This is a genomic window from Bacterioplanes sp. CLAM21, assembly GCF_059641015.1.
Genome location: NZ_CM184929.1, coordinates 1124867 through 1143500, shown reverse-complemented (window position 1 = coordinate 1143500; position 18634 = coordinate 1124867). Strand labels below are relative to the sequence as shown.

At 51.5% G+C, this 18634-nt stretch carries 16 protein-coding genes; 4 read left to right on the top strand and 12 right to left on the bottom strand.

Going from position 1 to position 18634, the window contains the following annotated elements:
* Nucleotides 1–12 precede the first annotated feature (12 nt).
* From glmM to rlmE, 4 genes are all read right to left on the bottom strand, one after another.
* On the bottom strand, nucleotides 13–1347 hold the full coding sequence (glmM, locus tag AC55FS_RS05410; RefSeq protein WP_496935054.1) for a phosphoglucosamine mutase: 1335 nt from the start codon (nucleotides 1345–1347) through the stop codon (nucleotides 13–15).
* An 11-nt stretch (nucleotides 1348–1358) separates the two neighbouring features.
* Nucleotides 1359–2204 (bottom strand): dihydropteroate synthase, encoded by an 846-nt coding sequence (folP, locus tag AC55FS_RS05405; RefSeq protein WP_496935053.1) that lies wholly within the window; start codon nucleotides 2202–2204, stop codon nucleotides 1359–1361.
* A 73-nt stretch (nucleotides 2205–2277) separates the two neighbouring features.
* Nucleotides 2278–4203, bottom strand: a complete 1926-nt coding sequence (gene ftsH / locus AC55FS_RS05400; RefSeq protein ID WP_496935052.1) for an ATP-dependent zinc metalloprotease FtsH — start codon at nucleotides 4201–4203, stop codon at nucleotides 2278–2280.
* Nucleotides 4204–4274: 71 nt separating this feature from the next.
* The gene (rlmE, locus tag AC55FS_RS05395) at nucleotides 4275–4895 is read right to left on the bottom strand and encodes a 23S rRNA (uridine(2552)-2'-O)-methyltransferase RlmE (RefSeq protein ID WP_496935051.1); all 621 of its coding nucleotides are present in this window, start codon (nucleotides 4893–4895) and stop codon (nucleotides 4275–4277) included.
* Nucleotides 4896–5224: 329 nt separating this feature from the next.
* Between rlmE and AC55FS_RS05390 the strand changes: the two genes are divergently transcribed.
* The gene (locus AC55FS_RS05390; RefSeq protein WP_496935050.1) at nucleotides 5225–5527 is read left to right on the top strand and encodes a YhbY family RNA-binding protein; all 303 of its coding nucleotides are present in this window, start codon (nucleotides 5225–5227) and stop codon (nucleotides 5525–5527) included.
* Here AC55FS_RS05390 and AC55FS_RS05385 read toward each other — a convergent pair.
* Nucleotides 5511–5903: a hypothetical protein gene (locus AC55FS_RS05385; protein ID WP_496935049.1), complete on the bottom strand. Its 393-nt coding sequence runs from the start codon at nucleotides 5901–5903 to the stop codon at nucleotides 5511–5513. The two genes, AC55FS_RS05390 and AC55FS_RS05385, sit on opposite strands and share 17 nt — an antisense overlap.
* A gap of 172 nt (nucleotides 5904–6075) precedes the next feature.
* Between AC55FS_RS05385 and AC55FS_RS05380 the strand changes: the two genes are divergently transcribed.
* The gene (locus AC55FS_RS05380; protein ID WP_496935048.1) at nucleotides 6076–7194 is read left to right on the top strand and encodes a beta-ketoacyl-ACP synthase III; all 1119 of its coding nucleotides are present in this window, start codon (nucleotides 6076–6078) and stop codon (nucleotides 7192–7194) included.
* A 129-nt stretch (nucleotides 7195–7323) separates the two neighbouring features.
* Entirely contained in the window at nucleotides 7324–7839 is a 516-nt protein-coding gene (gene fabA / locus AC55FS_RS05375; RefSeq protein ID WP_496935046.1) for a 3-hydroxyacyl-[acyl-carrier-protein] dehydratase FabA, read from the top strand.
* Nucleotides 7840–7918: 79 nt separating this feature from the next.
* Here the strand turns inward: fabA and greA are convergent, their stop codons facing one another.
* The 3 genes from greA to carA are packed head-to-tail and all read right to left on the bottom strand — an operon-like array spanning nucleotide 7919 to nucleotide 12789.
* On the bottom strand, nucleotides 7919–8395 hold the full coding sequence (gene greA, locus AC55FS_RS05370; RefSeq protein WP_496935045.1) for a transcription elongation factor GreA: 477 nt from the start codon (nucleotides 8393–8395) through the stop codon (nucleotides 7919–7921).
* Nucleotides 8396–8420: 25 nt separating this feature from the next.
* The gene (gene carB, locus AC55FS_RS05365) at nucleotides 8421–11636 is read right to left on the bottom strand and encodes a carbamoyl-phosphate synthase large subunit (RefSeq protein ID WP_496935044.1); all 3216 of its coding nucleotides are present in this window, start codon (nucleotides 11634–11636) and stop codon (nucleotides 8421–8423) included.
* A 10-nt stretch (nucleotides 11637–11646) separates the two neighbouring features.
* Complete coding sequence (gene carA, locus AC55FS_RS05360; RefSeq protein WP_496935043.1) at nucleotides 11647–12789, bottom strand: glutamine-hydrolyzing carbamoyl-phosphate synthase small subunit; 1143 nt, start codon at nucleotides 12787–12789, stop codon at nucleotides 11647–11649.
* 482 nt (nucleotides 12790–13271) lie between these two features.
* On the opposite strand from carA, the gene AC55FS_RS05355 reads away from it, so the two are divergent.
* On the top strand, nucleotides 13272–13880 hold the full coding sequence (locus tag AC55FS_RS05355) for a TetR/AcrR family transcriptional regulator (RefSeq protein WP_496935042.1): 609 nt from the start codon (nucleotides 13272–13274) through the stop codon (nucleotides 13878–13880).
* 57 nt (nucleotides 13881–13937) lie between these two features.
* Here the strand turns inward: AC55FS_RS05355 and dapB are convergent, their stop codons facing one another.
* The 4 genes from dapB to grpE form a co-directional block, all read right to left on the bottom strand.
* Complete coding sequence (gene dapB, locus AC55FS_RS05350; protein WP_496935041.1) at nucleotides 13938–14741, bottom strand: 4-hydroxy-tetrahydrodipicolinate reductase; 804 nt, start codon at nucleotides 14739–14741, stop codon at nucleotides 13938–13940.
* Between the two features lie 49 nt (nucleotides 14742–14790).
* On the bottom strand, nucleotides 14791–15909 hold the full coding sequence (gene dnaJ / locus AC55FS_RS05345) for a molecular chaperone DnaJ (protein WP_496935040.1): 1119 nt from the start codon (nucleotides 15907–15909) through the stop codon (nucleotides 14791–14793).
* Between the two features lie 84 nt (nucleotides 15910–15993).
* A complete protein-coding gene (dnaK, locus tag AC55FS_RS05340; protein WP_496935039.1) occupies nucleotides 15994–17901 on the bottom strand; it encodes a molecular chaperone DnaK in 1908 nt (635 codons plus the stop codon).
* Nucleotides 17902–18041: 140 nt separating this feature from the next.
* Nucleotides 18042–18611, bottom strand: coding sequence for a nucleotide exchange factor GrpE (gene grpE, locus AC55FS_RS05335; protein ID WP_496935038.1), 570 nt, complete (start codon nucleotides 18609–18611; stop codon nucleotides 18042–18044).
* Nucleotides 18612–18634: the final 23 nt, after the last annotated feature.

Sequence of the window (18634 nt, the reverse complement as noted above, 5' to 3'; positions counted from 1 at the left end):
ACAACCGCCAGATCAGCTCAGAGCCTGCTCCACCACAGCCGCCAGCTCAGTCGCCAAGCGCTCCACTTGCTCGCCGTCTTCGCCCTCAACCATCACTCGCACCACAGGTTCGGTGCCCGATGGTCGCAACAGTACCCGACCGCGTTCAGCCAATTGGCTTTCAGCCTGTTGAACGGCCTGCTGTATCTGCTGATTCGTTTCAATATCGTCATCACGCTGGCGTTTTACGTTGATCATGGTCTGCGGCATTTTGCTCATACGCTGCGCCCAATCGTGCAGACATACACCACTATCACGCAATGCCACCATCACTTGTAATGCCGATACGATGCCATCACCGGTGGTATTGGCATCCAAACACAACAAGTGGCCTGATGATTCGCCGCCAAAACGCCAACCTAACTCGCTCAGCATCTGCATCACATAGCGGTCGCCAACCTTGGCGCGGCGGAATTCAATACCCTGCTGCTGCAGTGCTAACTGCAATCCAAGGTTGCTCATCAAGGTACCGACCACACCGCCGTTCAATCGCTGTTGCTGCTGGGCGTGACTGGCCACGATGTAGAGCAACTGATCACCATCCACTAACTGGCCTATATGATCCACCATCATCACCCGATCGCCATCGCCATCAAAGGCAATGCCCAGATCGGCGCCTTCGGACAACACCCTCTGACGCAAGGCCTCAGGCTCAGTGGAACCGACCGCGGCATTGATGTTCAGACCATCAGGTTGATTGCCAATAGCAATAACATCCGCTCCCAGCTCTCGGAATACCGCGGGTGCAATCTGATAGGTAGCACCATGAGCACAATCCAGTACCACTTTGATGCCACGCAATGTGAGCGAATTCGCCGTCGCTTTACAAAATTCGATATAACGACCAGCAGCATCGTCGATACGCTTGGCTTTACCTAGCTGGTCTGATTCAACACAGGTCATATCACGATCGAGCCAGGCTTCGATGGCCAACTCGGTTTCATCCGGTAGCTTCTGACCATCGGCAGAGAAAAACTTGATGCCGTTGTCATAAAACGGGTTATGTGACGCACTGATAACAATGCCAGCTTGAGCGCGAAAAGTTCGGGTTAAATACGCGATACCCGGAGTTGGGATTGGCCCTAATAAACCACTGTCGACACCCGCCGCTGACAACCCCGCCTCTAACGCTGATTCAAACATGTAGCCCGAGATGCGCGTGTCCTTGCCGATTAAAATGCGACTTTTACCCTGTTGGGCAAATACCTTTCCCGCCGCCCAACCCAGCTTCATCACAAACTCTGGGGTAATTGGACTTTCTCCTACACGACCACGAATGCCGTCGGTGCCAAAATAACGTCTAGACATGAAATATCCTGTTATTCAATTCCCGCGCCTGGACGTTCACTCACCATCCAGACCGCCAGTGCATCCACCGTCGGACGCACATCATGTACTCGCACAATTCGCGCACCTTTCATAGCGCACAAAAGGGCACCTGCAATGCTTCCAGCCAGGCGCTCTGCGGCATCGGCCTGGCCCGTTACATCGGCGATCATACGCTTGCGCGATAACCCCGTCAGTAAAGGCAACTGCAATCTTCGCTGCAGCTCGGGCAACTGCCTTAGTAGCTCATAGTTATGCTGTTTGGATTTTCCAAAACCAAAACCAGGATCCACCAACAACCGCGAGCGCTCAATACCAGCCTGCTCACAGGCATCAATGCGCTGTTGCAAAAACTCAGCGACATCATTCACCACAGCGTTATAGCTGGGATTAGATTGCATGGTCTGCGGATCACCTTGCATGTGCATCAAACACACCGACAAATTACTCTGCGCTGCGGCTTGCAATGCCCCGTCGCGCTGCAAGGCACGCACATCATTAATCATATGAGCACCTAAAGAGCTGGCTTCGCGCATCACACTAGCAGTACTGGTATCTACCGACAGCTGCGCGTCGGTGTTATTCAACAAGGCTTCAATCACAGGCACTACCCGATCCAGCTCTTGCTGCTCAGATACCGGCTCGGCACCAGGGCGCGTGGATTCACCACCCACATCGATCCAAATCGCCCCATCTTGCAACATTTGCTCAGCATGACGAATGGCGGCGTCACGCTGCTGAAAACGACCACCATCGGAAAACGAATCTGGCGTAACATTTAAGATACCCATCACCTGCACCGGCCAGGCAGATCGTGTATCAGGCTTTGAAATCGACATAGCCTTAGTCCCAATGATTTAAATGACCAAACAAAAAAGGCGGCTTGCAGCCGCCTTATGGGAAGGATGGCGATTAACGCTGCTCGCCAGCCGGATCGCCCAACAAGCCATCGTCTTCGTTCTGTGCCATATCACGACTATCCTGTGCCGGAGCCGCTGGACCCGATGAATCATCGCCACTCCAGGATTTAGGCGGACGAGGTTTACGGCCTTCCATTATGTCGTCGATCTGGTCAGCATCGATGGTCTCGAACTCCATCAAGGCGTCTTTCATCAACTCTAGTTTGTCGCGGTTATCTTCCAGAATTTGATAAGCACGCTGATAGCAGCCGTCCAGCAACTGTTTAACTTCAGCATCAATTAAGCGCGCCGTATCATCGGATAAGTGCGACATCTGGCCACCACCAGCAGAGCCCAAGTAGCTTTGCTGTTCTTCTTCCGAATACAGCTGCGGGCCAAGCTTTTCTGACAAGCCCCACTTAGTCACATAATTACGCGCATACTTAGTAGCACGTTCGATGTCATTAGAAGCACCAGTGGTGACACCGTCTTTGCCTAACGTCATCTCTTCAGCGATGCGGCCACCATACAAGGAGCAGATATTGCTCTCGATGCCACGCTTACTGATCGAGTTACGATCTTCTTCAGGCAGGAACATGGTGACACCTAAGGCACGGCCACGCGGAATAATAGAAACCTTGTAAACCGGATCATGTTCCGGCACCAAGCGGCCGACAATAGCGTGACCAGCTTCGTGGTATGCCGTGTTGGTCTTCTCTTTTTCCGACATCACCATGGTTTTACGCTCGGCGCCCATCAGGATCTTATCCTTGGCCTGCTCAAACTCTTCCATGGTGACTAGGTTTTTGTTGGCACGCGCGGCAAACAAAGAAGCTTCATTCACCAAATTGGCCAGATCGGCACCTGAGAACCCAGGCGTACCACGCGCAATCAGCGATGGCTTCACGTCATCGGCAATCGGTACTTTACGCATGTGAACTTTAAGGATCTGCTCACGGCCACGAATATCGGGCAAACCAACGGTCACCTGGCGGTCAAAACGGCCAGGACGCAGCAATGCGGGGTCCAGCACATCAGGGCGGTTGGTCGCGGCAATGACAATAATGCCATCGTTGACTTCAAAACCGTCCATCTCTACCAGCAGCTGGTTTAGGGTTTGCTCACGCTCATCGTTACCGCCACCGATGCCAACGCCACGGGAGCGACCAACGGCATCAATTTCGTCGATAAAGATGATACAAGGTGCCTGTTTTTTGGCTTGATCAAACATATCGCGCACCCGCGATGCACCCACACCAACAAACATTTCGACGAAATCCGAGCCAGAGATGGAGAAGTACGGCACCTTGGCCTCACCGGCAATGGCTTTCGCTAACAAGGTTTTACCGGTACCTGGCTGGCCAACCATTAGCACACCACGTGGAATCTTGCCGCCCAAACGCTGATACTTACCCGGGTCACGCAAAAACTCCACTAGCTCTTTAACGTCTTCTTTGGCCTCATCACAGCCAGCAACGTCTTCGAAGGTGGTTTTAATTTGGTCTTCACTCAGCAATTTGGCTTTGCTTTTGCCAAATGCCATGGGGCCACCACGACCGCCGCTACCGCCTTGCATCTGCCGCATGAACAGCATAAACACAGCGATAATGATCAAAATGGGTAACGATGCCAGCAGCAGTTGCGACAAGAAGCCTTGTTTCTCTGGCTTCTCACCGATCACCTGTACGCGATTCTCCAGCAAGGTATCCATCAATTTGTCGTCATAGACCGGCAATACGGTTTCAAAGGCCTCGCCGCTCGAACCGATCCCCTTGATGGATTGGCCAGAGATAGTCACTTTCTCTACCTGGCCATTTTGAACCGCTGTAATAAACTCGGAATACGAATATTGCGTCCCTTTTCCAACATTCTGGAAGTTGTTGAACACCATCATTAAGACAGCTGCAATGACTGCCCACAGAATGAAATTTTTGGCCATGTCGGCACCACCTCAATTAACTGCCAATCCCACAGGGACGCTCGCCAGAGGCTTAAGCTTAGCAAGCTAGCCTAAGCGCGGAAACCTTTTGCCACTAGGTACACCTCGCGAGATCGGGCACGAGAGGCCTTGGGCTTTCGGATCAGGACTTTTGTAAAGGATTGTTTGACGTCCGCTAAATAGTCGTCAAATCCCTCGCCCTGGAATACTTTGGCCACAAATTCACCTTTCGGTTTCAGCGTCTGCCGGGCCATATCCAACGCCAATTCAACCAGATACATAGCTCCGGGCTGATCTATTGACGCCATCCCACTCATGTTGGGGGCCATATCTGAAATTACAAGGTCAACGGGTTTACCATCAACAGCCGCCATCAGCTCATCAAAGACACTTTGCTCAGTAAAGTCACCCTGAATAAACTGAACGTCGGCAATATTGTCCATCGGCAAAATATCCGACGCGATCACCGTTCCTTGACCATTCAGACGTTGTGCTACCACCTGCGACCAGCCACCGGGAGCGCTGCCCAGGTCGATGACGGTCATACCAGGGCGTAATAATTTGTCTTTTTCATCCAGCTCCAGCAACTTGTAGCTGGCACGTGTTCGGTATCCATCTTGCTGGGCACGCTGAACGTATTCGTCCTCAACGTGTTCTTTCAGCCATCCGGCACTGCTTTTCGAGCGCGCCATAGGGGTTTTTCTCCTCATTCGGGTATACTAGTGCCCTGACTCAGAAGTTCGCATGCTTTCAGCGAGCTATCCAAGTTCTCTGGCGAGGCGTGCCTCACAGGCAATGGTGGTTCCATTAGCAAGAGGCAGAACGAAGCCAGAGGGCTTGAAGGGCGCGCCCTACGGGAACGAATGGAAAGTCCCATTACGGCGTTGCTGCTCTTGAAAAGATCCCGATATTTCCTGCGAACAGCGCCTTGTACTAGCGCTTTCCATTCGCTCTGAAAATATACGAACTTCTGACTCAGGACACTAAGTTTACCATCGAAAACCTGAGTAGCCGACTCCGCATGACACTGAGCAACGAACAAAAGAAGGCCTATCGCGCCATTGGCCACGGCCTTAACCCCATCGTCACCATCGCCGGCAACGGTTTATCAGAAGGTGTACTGGAAGAGCTGAACCGCGCCCTCGATGATCACGAGCTGATCAAGGTCAAATTGGCCGTTGGCGATCGCGACATCAAGAAGGCTGTGATTGCTGAGATGGTGAAAATCTGCTCAGCCACACTGGTACAGCAAATTGGCAACACCGCCTTATTGCTGCGCCGTAATCCTAAGGCCAAAGCCAACTTGTCTAATCTGAATCGCTGATCACATCAGTACGGCGGCACTGCACGACGTTTTGCGGTGCCAGCCACAGCCATGCCAAACCAATAACACACAAGGCATGCAACACCATCATTTGCAGCTTCCACCAGGGCAGCAACGCGAAATAGCCAGCCGATAACAACAACATCACCAACAACAAACGTGACGCCAAACCACGCCAGTCAACTATTTTACGCGCCAGCGCCATGATCAATAAGATGCCGCCAGCCACCGCGCCGATCCCTACGGCAGCATGCATCACTTCCAGTCCATGGTGCGGGAAGTAGCCTTTGTGCTCCAATAACGGCCGCACCACATAAGCGCTAAACCACAGTCCACCGAGCCAAAAGGTTCGCAGCAATATCAGGTATCGGCGCATCACTTTGTCCTCAGTATCGATGTCAGTGCACTGCTATTTAACCCATTGTCATATACGGTCATAACGGTTTGCGTATCTGCCACTAAAGGGGTGTTGGAAGGGAGCAGCGTTACGGGGATAATGGACGACTTTATCGTCTTTGGCATTGATCAGAAATAAGGTTGCGCAGCGCATGTCAGATATTGTTATTTCCGGTACCGGCTTATTTATCCCTCCTCACCAGATCACCAACGATGAACTGGTCACCGCGTTTAATGCCTATGTTGAACGTCATAACGAACTGCATGCTGATGAAATCGCTGCCGGCACTCGGGAGCCCTTATCACCTTCGAGCTCTGAGTTCATTGAAAAGGCCTCTGGCATCAAGGCGCGTTATGCCATGTATAAAGACGGCATCATCGACCCAAACGTCATGCATCCGGTGTTTGAGCCAACCAGAGAAGGCCGCACGCCTGAGATGGTCACTATGGGTATCGCTGCCGCCAAAGAAGCCATGGCACAAGCCAATAAAAAGCCTGAAGATATCGACCTGGTTATTGTCTCTAGCACCTTTCGCCAGCGCGACTACCCAGGCATGGCGGTAGAGATTCAGCGTGACTTAGGTATAGAAGGCGCGGCTTACGATATGGGCATCGCTTGTTCATCAGCCACCTTTGGCATGATCAACGCTTTTGCTTCACTGAAAGCCGGATTGGCACGCTGCGTACTGTTTGTGAACCCAGAATTCACCACCCCAGGGCTAAACTTTAAATCCCGCGATAGCCACTTTATTTTTGGCGACGTAGCAACTGCCGCCATTTTAGAGCCGGCGGAAACCTGTACCAGTGATCAGGCGTTTCGTGTGCTCAATACCAAACAGTTCACCCAGTACTCAGACAATATTCGCAGCGATGCTTCCTACGCCGATTATTGCTTTGCAAACCTGCCAGACGATCGTCCATTTTTTAAACAAGAAGGTCGCAAGGTCTTTAAAGAATTACTGCCGCTGGTGACCCGTTTTATCACAGAACAATTAGCCGACAATCAGCTGGAACCACAATCGCTGAAACGCATGTGGTTACATCAGGCCAATATTAATATGAATAACTTTGCCGTTAAGAAGTTGCTCGGTCGCGATCCTGAAGGCAACGAAGCGCCCATTGTATTAGATGAATTCGCCAATACTGCGTCGTCAGGCTCGGTAATCGCCTTCCATCGTTTCAAAGATGACTTCAATCATGGCGATAAGGGTCTGATTTGTTCCTTTGGTGCTGGCTATTCAATCGGTAGCCTACTGGTAGAAAAAGTCTGATCTGATCGCATTTGGCCACGCTGGCAAGCCCAGTAGTCGTTTTATTGCTTTTTTTTCAAAAAACCTTCATTAGTCAAGCAACCCCTTGTGTGTCAGTCTGTCAGCAAAACTGACACTCAAGGAGTCTCCATGACCCAGTCTGCTTCCTTCGATCGCGAACAATTGCTGGCTTGTGGCCACGGCGAGATGTTCGGAGAAGGCAACGCACGTTTGCCATTACCCAACATGCTGATGATGGACCGCATCGTACATATCAGCTCAGAAGGCGGAGCCTACGGCAAAGGCGAAATCGTCGCTGAACTCGATATCAACCCTGACTTGTGGTTTTTTGACTGCCACTTCGAAGGCGACCCGGTAATGCCAGGCTGCTTAGGGTTAGACGCCATGTGGCAACTGGTTGGCTTTTTTCTCGGCTGGCGCGGCAACCCAGGCCGTGGACGCGCACTGGGCTGCGGTGAAGTAAAATTCCGAGGCCAGGTACTACCCAAAGCCAAAACCGTCACCTATCGCATCGACGTCAAACGCGTGATGGAACAAAAGCTGGTGATGGGTATTGCCGATGCACGCATGGAAGTGGATGGCCGTGAAATCTATCAAGCCAAAGATTTGCGCGTCGGTTTGTTCACTTCAACCGAAGATTTCTGAACAGTGGCAACACTGCTTAAGCAATAAAAAAGCCGGCGATGCCGGCTTTTTTGTCATTCGAGTTAACACTCAACAGACATTACAGGTGTTTCACCTCGTCAATTTCGTACTCAACCGCGCCGGCTGGCACTTGCACGACGACGATATCACCTTCTTCCTTGCCAATCAGCGCACGAGCAATGGGCGACGAAATTGAGATACGGTTATTCTTAATATCTGCTTCGTCATCACCAACAATCTTGTACTGCACGTCTTCATCGGTATCACAGTTAATGATACGAACCGTAGTACCGAACAACACTTTGCCCGAGTGAGGAATCGAGGTGATATCGATTACCTGAGCATTGGACAATTTGCCTTCAATATCCTGAATGCGTCCTTCAATAAAGCCCTGCTGCTCACGTGCGGCATGGTACTCTGCATTTTCCTTCAGATCGCCATGTTCACGAGCTTCTGCAATGGCTTCAATGACCTTAGGGCGCTCAACACTCTTCAGTTGCTGCAGCTCATCACGCAGCGCCTGTTCGCCTTCTTTGGTCATGGGATACTTTTGCATACATCACTCCTTCATCATGCGCCCATTAAATGGACGCATGCAGTTCTTGTAGACGACGAACTTCACTTAACCCAGGAGAGCGCAGCGCCTCAACGACCGCTTCGGCACCGGCCAGCGTGGTGGTGTAATACACCTTATGCTGCAGTGCACTGCGGCGAATATCGGCAGAATCAATAATGGCCTGCGCGCCTTCCGTGGTATTCACAATCAATGCAATTTCGTCATTTTTGATCATATCAACAATATGAGGGCGACCCTCAGTTACTTTGTTGACATGCTTAACCTCAACGCCCGCCTGCTGCAGCGCATTACAGGTACCCGACGTCGATACCAGCTCAAAACCACAGGCGATCAATCCTTTAGCGACCTCAACAACGCCGTCTTTATCAGCATCGCGCACCGAGACAAAAGCCGTACCGGCTTGTGGCAAGCTAGCGCCCGCACCCAACTGAGCTTTGTAGAAAGCCTCACCGAAGGTAGCACCCGCACCCATCACTTCACCCGTCGACTTCATTTCAGGGCCGAGAATTGGATCAACACCCTGGAACTTATTGAACGGGAAAACCGCTTCTTTGACCGAGAAATAAGGCGGAATAATTTCCTCAGTGAAACCCAATTCAGCCAAGGTTTTGCCTGCCATCACTTTAGCCGCAATGGCTGCCAAAGAAGTACCAATGCATTTAGACACAAAAGGTACGGTACGTGACGCACGAGGATTCACTTCGATCACGTAGATGTCGCCATCCTGCCATGCCAGCTGGGTATTCATCAATCCAACGACACCCAGTTCCAACGCCATCTTGCGGACCATGTCACGCATTTCGTCCTGAACATCGGCAGGCAGGCTATAAGGCGGCAACGAACAGGCCGAGTCACCTGAGTGAATACCGGCTTGCTCGATATGCTGCATAATGCCGCCGATCACCACTTGCTCGCCATCGCATACCGCATCGATATCCACTTCCACCGCACGGTTAAGGAAATAGTCGAGCAATACCGGAGAATCATTCGATACCTGCACGGCTTCGCGCATGTAGCGACGCAGCGATTTTTCGTTGCTAACAATTTCCATGGCACGGCCACCCAACACGTAGGAAGGACGAACCACCAGCGGATAACCAATATCGTTAGCACGAGCAACGGCTTCTTCTGCCGACGTCACGGTCGCATTTACCGGCTGCTTGAGACCCAAACGCTGGATCATCTGCTGGAAACGCTCACGGTCTTCGGCACGGTCAATGGCTTCCGGCGAAGTACCAATAATCGGCACACCCGCTGCTTCTAACTCATTCGCCAGCTTCAACGGTGTTTGACCACCGTATTGTACAATAACGCCTTTAGGCTGCTCTTTATCGACAATTTCCAGCACGTCTTCTAGCGTCAGTGGCTCAAAGTACAGGCGGTCTGAAGTGTCATAGTCGGTAGAAACCGTCTCTGGGTTGCAGTTGACCATGATGGCTTCAAAGCCTTCTTCTTTGGCAGCCAACGCGGCATGCACACAGCAATAGTCAAACTCGATGCCCTGACCAATACGGTTAGGACCACCACCAAGAACGATGATCTTGTCACGCTCGCTTGGATTCGCTTCGCACTCTTCTTCATAAGTCGAGTACATGTACGCAGTGTCGGTTGAGAATTCCGCCGCACAGGTATCAACGCGCTTATAAACCGGACGCACGCCCAGCTTTTGACGCTGCTTGCGGAACGCTTTTTCACTCACGCCCAGAAGCGTTGCCAAACGCGCGTCAGAGAAGCCCTTACGCTTTAAGCGATAAATGCGATCGGCGTCCAATGAGGTCAGACTGCTGGCAGCCACCGCCGCTTCTTCTTTGATCAGATCTTCAATTTGCACCAGGAACCAAGGGTCGACAGCACAATGGTTGAATATTTCTTCCACTGTCATGCCCATACGGAAGGCATCGGCAATGTACCAAATACGCTCCGCCCCCGGCGTGTTCAGCTCAGACAGTACTTTTTCGCGCGCGTTTTCATCGTCCAGATCCACTTTAGGATCAAAGCCAGCGGCACCAACTTCCAAACCACGCAGTGCTTTTTGCAGCGACTCTTGCTGCGTGCGGCCCATGGCCATCACTTCACCCACCGACTTCATTTGAGTGGTCAAACGTGCGTCAGCTTGGGGGAATTTTTCAAAGGTAAAGCGTGGAATCTTGGTCACGACATAGTCGATAGACGGCTCAAATGATGCCGGCGTGGCGCCACCGGTAATGTCGTTTTGCAGCTCATCGAGGGTGTAACCCACCGCCAACTTGGCAGCGACTTTAGCAATTGGAAAGCCCGTCGCTTTTGAGGCCAGTGCTGATGAGCGCGACACCCGTGGGTTCATCTCAATCACCACCACGCGGCCGGTTTTGGGATCAACACCAAACTGCACGTTAGAGCCACCGGTTTCTACGCCAATCTCACGCAGTACCGCCAGTGATGCATCACGCATCAGCTGATATTCTTTATCCGTTAAGGTTTGTGCTGGCGCTACGGTAATGGAGTCACCAGTATGCACACCCATAGGGTCAAAGTTTTCAATTGAGCAAACGATGATGCAGTTGTCGTTTTTATCACGTACCACTTCCATCTCGTACTCTTTCCAACCAATCAGCGACTCATCGATCAGCAGCTCATTGGTGGGTGATAAATCCAGACCACGCTGGCAAATTTCTTCAAACTCTTCCTTGTTGTAAGCGATGCCACCACCGCTGCCGCCCATGGTAAAAGACGGGCGAATAATACAAGGGAAGCCCAAGTCTTTTTGCACTTCACGCGCTTCTTCCAGCGAGTGGGCAATACCGGCTCGCGGACATTCCAGACCGATATTTTTCATCGCTTGGTCAAAACGATCGCGGTCTTCGGCTTTATCGATGGTATCAGCATTGGCGCCAATCATTTCAACGCCAAATTTTTCCAGTACGCCTGCCTTTTCCAGACCCAGCGCACAGTTCAGTGCCGTCTGGCCACCCATGGTCGGCAACAGCGCATCGGGGCGCTCTTTTTCAATAATTTTCGCAACCGCCTCGACCGTGATTGGCTCGATGTAGGTCGCATCGGCCATAACGGGGTCGGTCATAATGGTGGCTGGGTTAGAGTTCACCAGAATGACGCGATAGCCTTCTTCGCGCAGAGCTTTACAAGCCTGGGCGCCAGAATAGTCAAATTCACAGGCCTGGCCGATTACAATCGGACCAGCGCCAATAATCAAAATACTGCTGATGTCGCTACGTTTTGGCATGGCGGAGTCCTTAGCTGCGGGCTTTTTCAATCAGATCAATAAACTGGTCAAACAGCGGTGCCACGTCATGTGGACCCGGACTGGCTTCAGGGTGACCCTGGAAGCTGAACGCAGGCTTATCAGTACGGGCAATGCCTTGCAGCGTGCCATCAAACAGCGATTTGTGAGTCGCTTTCAGGTTGGCCGGCAGGGAGTCTTCATCAACGGCAAAACCATGGTTTTGCGAAGTGATCATCACCACACCAGAATCCAAATCTTGCACCGGATGGTTACCACCATGATGACCATGACCCATTTTCACTGTCTTAGCACCAGATGCCAGCGCGAGCAGCTGGTGTCCTAAGCAAATACCAAACACGGGGATATGGGTTTCCAGGATTTCTTTAATAGCAGCAATGGCGTAGTCACAAGGCTCTGGGTCACCCGGGCCATTTGACAGGAAGATGCCATCTGGATTCATCGCCAGTACGTCGCTGGCTGGCGTTTGTGCTGGCACTACGGTCAGTTCACAGCCGCGCTCCGCCAGCATGCGCAAAATGTTACGTTTCACACCAAAGTCATACGCCACCACTTTGTATTTGGGTGACGTTTGCTCTCCGTAGCCTTGACCTAAAGTCCAGTCAGCTTCGGTCCAGGCGTAACTTTCTGTGGTAGTGACTTCTTTGGCCAGATCCATGCCTTTCAGGCCGGGGAATGCCTGAGCCTGGGCAATGGCTTGTTCGATACGAGCGCTGTCATAGGCATCATCAGCCGCCAACAGGCAACCATTGAGAGAGCCTTTTTCACGCAGCACACGGGTCAGACGACGAGTATCGATATCAGCGATACCAAGAATGTTATGTTGTTGCAGGTATTCGTCCAGCGCTTGTTCGCTGCGGAAGTTAGACGCTACCAGAGGCAGATCACGAATGACTAATCCCTTGGCAAAAATGCCACGAGATTCTTCGTCTTCGCGGTTAGTGCCGTAGTTACCAATATGTGGATAAGTAAGTGTAACAATCTGGTTGGCGTAGGATGGGTCAGTTAGAATTTCCTGATAACCCGTCATGGAGGTGTTAAACACCACCTCTCCCACCGACAGCCCGGTAGCACCAAAACTGGTGCCTTTAAACAGGCTGCCGTCCTCAAGAGCAAGAATAGCTGGCGTAGGCAAGGCTCGATCCCCGAAAGATACATTGAACAAGATGTGGTCAGCACATACTAAGACTCAATCGCTGGCCGACGACTGGTCGTAAAAAAGCGGAATGGCGACGCTGACGACCCCATTCCGCTTTTAACTAATTCTGTGTATGCCCTGTATTCGACAGGTGCATTCTGTACATGCTGGACTTAACCCTAAATGATACTAAAAAGGTCTTAACTTGTCCACGCAGAGGATGACGACTTCGACACAGATAGGACTATCAGCACTACCCAGATCAATTACACAATGTTACATTCCAGACAAACAAACTTACACTCGATTCTGCTTCCCAATAGTAGTAGGTCGTCCTTTATTATTATTGAGCGCTTTAACTACTAACACCGTGTTAACTAGCGCCCTAGTCTGACTATAAAAAATGCAGCGCTCATTTAGCTGAAAGTGAGCGTCAAGCCTACAACAACAGCACCCGAGGAAGATGTGAGGACCTGTATATGCCTGTAGCCGTTGACGGCCGTCGCCGCCTGCAACCCGAAGAGCGAAAACGTTTGTTGTTAACCCACGCGGTCGAAGTATTCGCCCAGCGCGGTATTGGCCGTGGTGGCCATACTGAAATTGCGGAACATGGTGGCGTCTCTGTCGCCACGGTTTTCAATTATTTCAAGACCCGTGAAGCGTTAGTCAATGATGTATTAATTGAGGTCGAGCAGTTTTTGCTGCAACTGGCTGAAGACGTATACAGCAACTGTGAAGATCCGGTGGAAGCCATTCGCAATCACATCAAGGCTTTTTTACAAGCTTGCGAAGAAAACCCCGATTACATCAAAGTGTGGCTGGAATGGAGTGCATCGGTACGCGAGGACATTTGGCCTGCTTATTTGGAATTCCAAAACAAGCTATTAAGCATGATCGCCAAGCAAATTGACAAAGGCATCAAAAAAGGCCAACTGGAGCCTGGATTGTCACCCAAAGAACGGGCACGCTGGGCCTTAGGTAATGCACAAATGCTGGTGTCTATGGTGTTTGACCCGAATGGCAGACCGAGAGGCATGGACAGCATGGTCGAGCGCGGCTTTGATCATCTACTGGGCGTTAAAGCATAACGCCAGACAAATAAAAAACGGGCCAACGGCCCGTTTTTTATTTACGCTTGGCAGCAATTAAAATCCCAACACGTCCGACATATCGTATAAGCCGTTAGGCTGCTCAACCACCCACAATGCAGCTCTCACTGCCCCCTTGGCAAAGGTCATACGGCTCTGCGCTTTATGGGTAATTTCCACTCGCTCGCCTTCACTGGCAAACATTACGGTATGATCACCCACCACGTCACCGCCACGAATGGTTTCAAAGCCAATTTGCTTATGTGGACGAGCGCCGGTGTAGCCATCACGGCCATATACAGCGACTTCGTTTAAATCCCAGCCCATGGTTTCGGCCAACACCTCACCCATACGCAAGGCGGTACCTGACGGCGCATCAACCTTATGGCGATGATGCATTTCGATCACTTCAATATCACTGTCATCGCCCATCACCGCTGCCGCCATACGCAACAGATTCAGGCACAGGTTAACACCGACCGAATAATTGGCTGCAAATACAATCGACTGCCCGGCAGCAGCCTGCTGCAGAACCGCTCTTTGCTCATCCGACAAGCCAGTTGTGCCAATTACAATCGACTTACCCGCAGCACCACACACTGCCACATTGGCAATGCTAGCAGCAGGTGAGGTGAAATCGATCAGCACATCAAAATCGTCGAGATGATCGGCAATAGAGGCACTGGTTGGTAACTCCAACACCTTGCCTAAGCCTGCCAATGCGCCGGCATCAACCCCCAACATAGGGTCTTCAGGCAAAACAAAGGCAGCCCCCAACGACGCCTGCTGATGTTGATCAACGGCTTCAATCAGCACCCGCCCCATACGACCGGCAGCCCCGGCAATTGCAATTCGTGTCATAAGGTGTCCTAAAAGCTGGCGCTAAGCACAAAGCCGCGCCAGAGACTGGTCAGATTTCTTCGAAGAATTTTTTCACGCCATCAAACCAGCCGGTTTTCTTCGGCGAATGCTTTTCACCGTTAAGCGATGCCTGGAACTGACGCAACAGCTCTTTTTGCTCGTTGGTCAAATTGACCGGTGTTTCAACCTGTACCCGGCACAACAAGTCACCCGGTGCACCACCGCGCACTGGCGTTACCCCCTTATTGCGCAAACGGAACAGCTTGCCACTTTGTGTTTCTGCCGGAATTTTCAGCTTAACGCGACCATCCAAGGTCGGCACTTCAAGCTCGCCGCCCAAGGCAGCATCGACAATGCTGATCGGCACATCGCAGTACAGGTTGCGACCATCGCGATGGAACAGCTCATGCTCACGCACGCTGACCTGCACATACAGATCGCCAGCAGGACCGCCCATTGCACCCGCCTCGCCTTCACCGGATAAGCGAATACGATCGCCGGTATCGACACCCGGTGGAATTTTCACCGATAGGGTTTTGGTTTCTTCTTTAACACCGCGACCATGACAACTATCACAAGGATCATCGATGATGGTGCCCTGACCACGACAGGTCGGGCAAGTTTGCTGCACCGAGAAAAAACCCTGCTGCATACGCACCTGACCCTGGCCACCACAGGTGTTACAGGACTTCGGTGAGGTACCTGGCTTGGCACCGCTGCCATTACAAGGCTCACAACCCACCAACGTAGGCACACGAATGGTTTTTTCCACACCACGCACAGCTTCTTCCAGCGTCAGCTCCATGGTGTAACGCAAGTCAGATCCACGCTGTGGACCACCACGTCCGCCACGACCACCGCCGCCGAAAATATCGCCAAATACATCGCCGAAAATGTCGCTGAAGTTAGCGCCACCACCACCAAAGCCACCACCGGCGCTGGAGTCCACACCGGCATGACCATACTGATCATAAGCGGCGCGTTTTTGCTCGTCGCCCAATACTTCATAAGCCTCGGTGGCTTCTTTGAATTTGGCGTCGGCATCCGGGTCATCCGGATTACGGTCCGGATGGTACTTCATCGCCAGCTTGCGATAAGCGCGCTTAAGCTCTTTGCTATCGACGTCGCGGGCAACCCCCAGAACTTCGTAAAAATCTCGTTTTGACATACGTTCCGTATCCTGTAGATACACAAAAAACGCGGGCCCCAGGAGACCTGTGGCGCCGCGTCACATCATCAGAGCGGGCCCTGATTATTTGTCTTTCACTTCTTCAAACTCAGCATCAACAACGTCATCATCCTGAGCGGATGACTGCTCGCCGTCGGCACCCTGTGCCTGCTGCGCTTGCTCGGCGTACAGTTTTTGAGCCAGTGAGCTAGAAGCTTCAGTCAGTGCCTGAGTCTTTTGCTCGATGGCTTCTTTGTCGTCGCCTTTCAACGCTTCTTCCAGATCAGCAATGGCTTTTTCAATCGCCTGCTTCTCGTCGTCGGTCGCCTTATCACCGGCTTCTTCCAACGTCTTCTTAGTGGCGTGAATCAGACCATCTGCGGTGTTGCGCACCTGGATCATTTCTTCAAACTTCTTATCCGCTTCGGCATTGGCTTCGGCATCAGCCACCATTTTCTCGATTTCATCATCGCTCAGACCAGAAGACGCTTTAATCACGATCGACTGCTCTTTGCCAGTAGCCTTGTCTTTGGCGCTAACGTTCAAAATACCGTTGGCATCAATATCAAAGGTTACTTCGATCTGCGGTACACCACGAGCTGCCGGCGGAATATCGCTCAAGTCAAAACGACCCAAAGACTTGTTCTGCGCGGCTTGCTTACGTTCGCCCTGGACCACGTGAATGGTCACGGCAGTTTGGTTGTCGTCCGCGGTTGAGAACACCTGCGACTTTTTCGTCGGGATGGTGGTGTTTTTATCAATCAGCGGCGTCGCCACGCCACCCATGGTTTCAATACCCAGGGTCAGTGGAGTCACGTCCAGCAGCAGTACGTCTTTTACATCACCAGACAGAACCGCACCTTGAATCGCTGCGCCTACCGCGACAGCTTCATCTGGGTTGACATCCTTACGTGGGTCTTTGCCAAAGAACGCAGCGACTTTCTGCTGCACCATAGGCATACGGGTCTGACCACCCACCAGGATAACTTCATCCACTTCACCTGAGCTAATGCCCGCATCTTTCAGCGCAATGCGACATGGCTCCAGAGAGCGCTCAACCAGATCTTCAACCAGGCTTTCCAACTTGGCACGAGTCACTTTGACATTTAAGTGCTTAGGACCACTGGCATCGGCCGTAATGTACGGCAGATTAACATCGGTTTGCTGCGCTGAAGACAGCTCCACTTTGGCCTTCTCTGCAGCTTCTTTCAGACGCTGCAATGCCAGCGGATCATTGTGCAGATCGATGCCGCTTTCTTTCTTGAATTCTTCTGCCAGATACTCGATCAAACGCAGGTCAAAGTCTTCACCACCCAAGAAGGTGTCACCGTTGGTTGCTAATACTTCAAACTGCTTTTCACCGTCGACATCGGCCACTTCAATAATGGAAATATCGAAAGTACCGCCACCCAGGTCGTAGACCGCGATGGTGCGATCGCCACCTTCTTTATCGATACCATACGCCAGCGCCGCTGCCGTTGGCTCGTTAATGATACGTTTAACTTCCAAACCAGCGATTTTACCGGCGTCTTTGGTCGCCTGACGCTGTGAATCGTTGAAGTACGCAGGCACAGTAATAACCGCTTCGGTGACTGGCTCACCCAGATAATCTTCAGCGGTTTTTTTCATCTTTTTCAGCACTTCAGCTGAAATTTGTGGTGGTGCGAATTTTTCACCGTTTACCTGTACCCAGGCATCGCCATTATCGGCTTCGATGATTTTGTACGGCACCATAGAAATGTCTTTTTGCACCACATCGTCGCCAAAACGACGACCAATCAGGCGCTTAATAGCAAACAAAGTGTTGTCAGGGTTAGTCACCGCCTGACGTTTGGCTGGCTGACCAACCAAGGTCTCACCGTCGGTGTAAGCAATAATGGAAGGCGTGGTGCGATCACCCTCGGCATTTTCAATCACTTTGGCTTTGCCGCCATCCTGAACCGCCACACATGAGTTCGTGGTGCCCAGGTCGATACCAATAATTTTACCCATAGCTATTATCTCCGATCACCGCTCTGGGGCGGTCAATGTATTCTGTGTTTTCGTTTTGCTGTCGGCCTGAAACCGCGATGTTCAGCGTTAACCTTTATGTAAGTGCGGAAAATCGCTTTTCAAGGCCTTATGTGTGGTTTTTATGCTTTCTCATCCACTTTGGCCGCACCTTTGCTGACCATTACCATAGCAGGACGCAGCAAACGCTCATGCAAGGTGTAGCCTTTTTGCATAACAGCAATCACGGTGTTGGCTTCAACATCTGGGTTGTCGACCATCGACATTGCCTGATGCAGTTCAGGGTCAAACGGCTGACCTTGTGGATCAATGGCCTTGATTTGGAACTTTTCCAGTCCCGCCAACAAACCACTGAGAGTCATTTCTACGCCTTCACGCAAGGCTTGTGTGGCTTCATCTTCGCCTGCTGCGGCTAGTGCTCGTTCGAGGTTATCGACCACACTCAGCATTTCACTGGCGAATTTTTCCAAGCCAAACTTATGCGCCTTTTCCACATCCAGCTCAGCTCGACGACGAACATTTTGCATCTCAGCTTGAATACGCAACTGCTGCTCTTTCGCTTCAGTCAGTTCTTCTTGCATTCGAGCAAGCGCGTCATCGGCTTGTTCAGCATCTGGCTGGGTGGACTCTTCAACCGCGTCTTGTACGGCTTCATCGATATTAGTGTCTTCTTGCTTGTGCTCGTCAGACATCCAACTCTTCCTCAATCGTGTTT

Coding starts and splice junctions, on each gene's coding strand:
- glmM (WP_496935054.1), bottom strand. CDS start 1,347: ATGTCTAGACGTTATTTTGGCACCGACGGCATTCGTGGTCGTGTAGGA.
- folP (WP_496935053.1), bottom strand. CDS start 2,204: ATGTCGATTTCAAAGCCTGATACACGATCTGCCTGGCCGGTGCAGGTG.
- ftsH (WP_496935052.1), bottom strand. CDS start 4,203: ATGGCCAAAAATTTCATTCTGTGGGCAGTCATTGCAGCTGTCTTAATG.
- rlmE (WP_496935051.1), bottom strand. CDS start 4,895: ATGGCGCGCTCGAAAAGCAGTGCCGGATGGCTGAAAGAACACGTTGAG.
- AC55FS_RS05390 (WP_496935050.1), top strand. CDS start 5,225: ATGACACTGAGCAACGAACAAAAGAAGGCCTATCGCGCCATTGGCCAC.
- AC55FS_RS05385 (WP_496935049.1), bottom strand. CDS start 5,903: ATGCGCCGATACCTGATATTGCTGCGAACCTTTTGGCTCGGTGGACTG.
- AC55FS_RS05380 (WP_496935048.1), top strand. CDS start 6,076: ATGTCAGATATTGTTATTTCCGGTACCGGCTTATTTATCCCTCCTCAC.
- fabA (WP_496935046.1), top strand. CDS start 7,324: ATGACCCAGTCTGCTTCCTTCGATCGCGAACAATTGCTGGCTTGTGGC.
- greA (WP_496935045.1), bottom strand. CDS start 8,395: ATGCAAAAGTATCCCATGACCAAAGAAGGCGAACAGGCGCTGCGTGAT.
- carB (WP_496935044.1), bottom strand. CDS start 11,636: ATGCCAAAACGTAGCGACATCAGCAGTATTTTGATTATTGGCGCTGGT.
- AC55FS_RS05355 (WP_496935042.1), top strand. CDS start 13,272: ATGCCTGTAGCCGTTGACGGCCGTCGCCGCCTGCAACCCGAAGAGCGA.
- dapB (WP_496935041.1), bottom strand. CDS start 14,741: ATGACACGAATTGCAATTGCCGGGGCTGCCGGTCGTATGGGGCGGGTG.
- dnaJ (WP_496935040.1), bottom strand. CDS start 15,909: ATGTCAAAACGAGATTTTTACGAAGTTCTGGGGGTTGCCCGCGACGTC.
- dnaK (WP_496935039.1), bottom strand. CDS start 17,901: ATGGGTAAAATTATTGGTATCGACCTGGGCACCACGAACTCATGTGTG.
- grpE (WP_496935038.1), bottom strand. CDS start 18,611: ATGTCTGACGAGCACAAGCAAGAAGACACTAATATCGATGAAGCCGTA.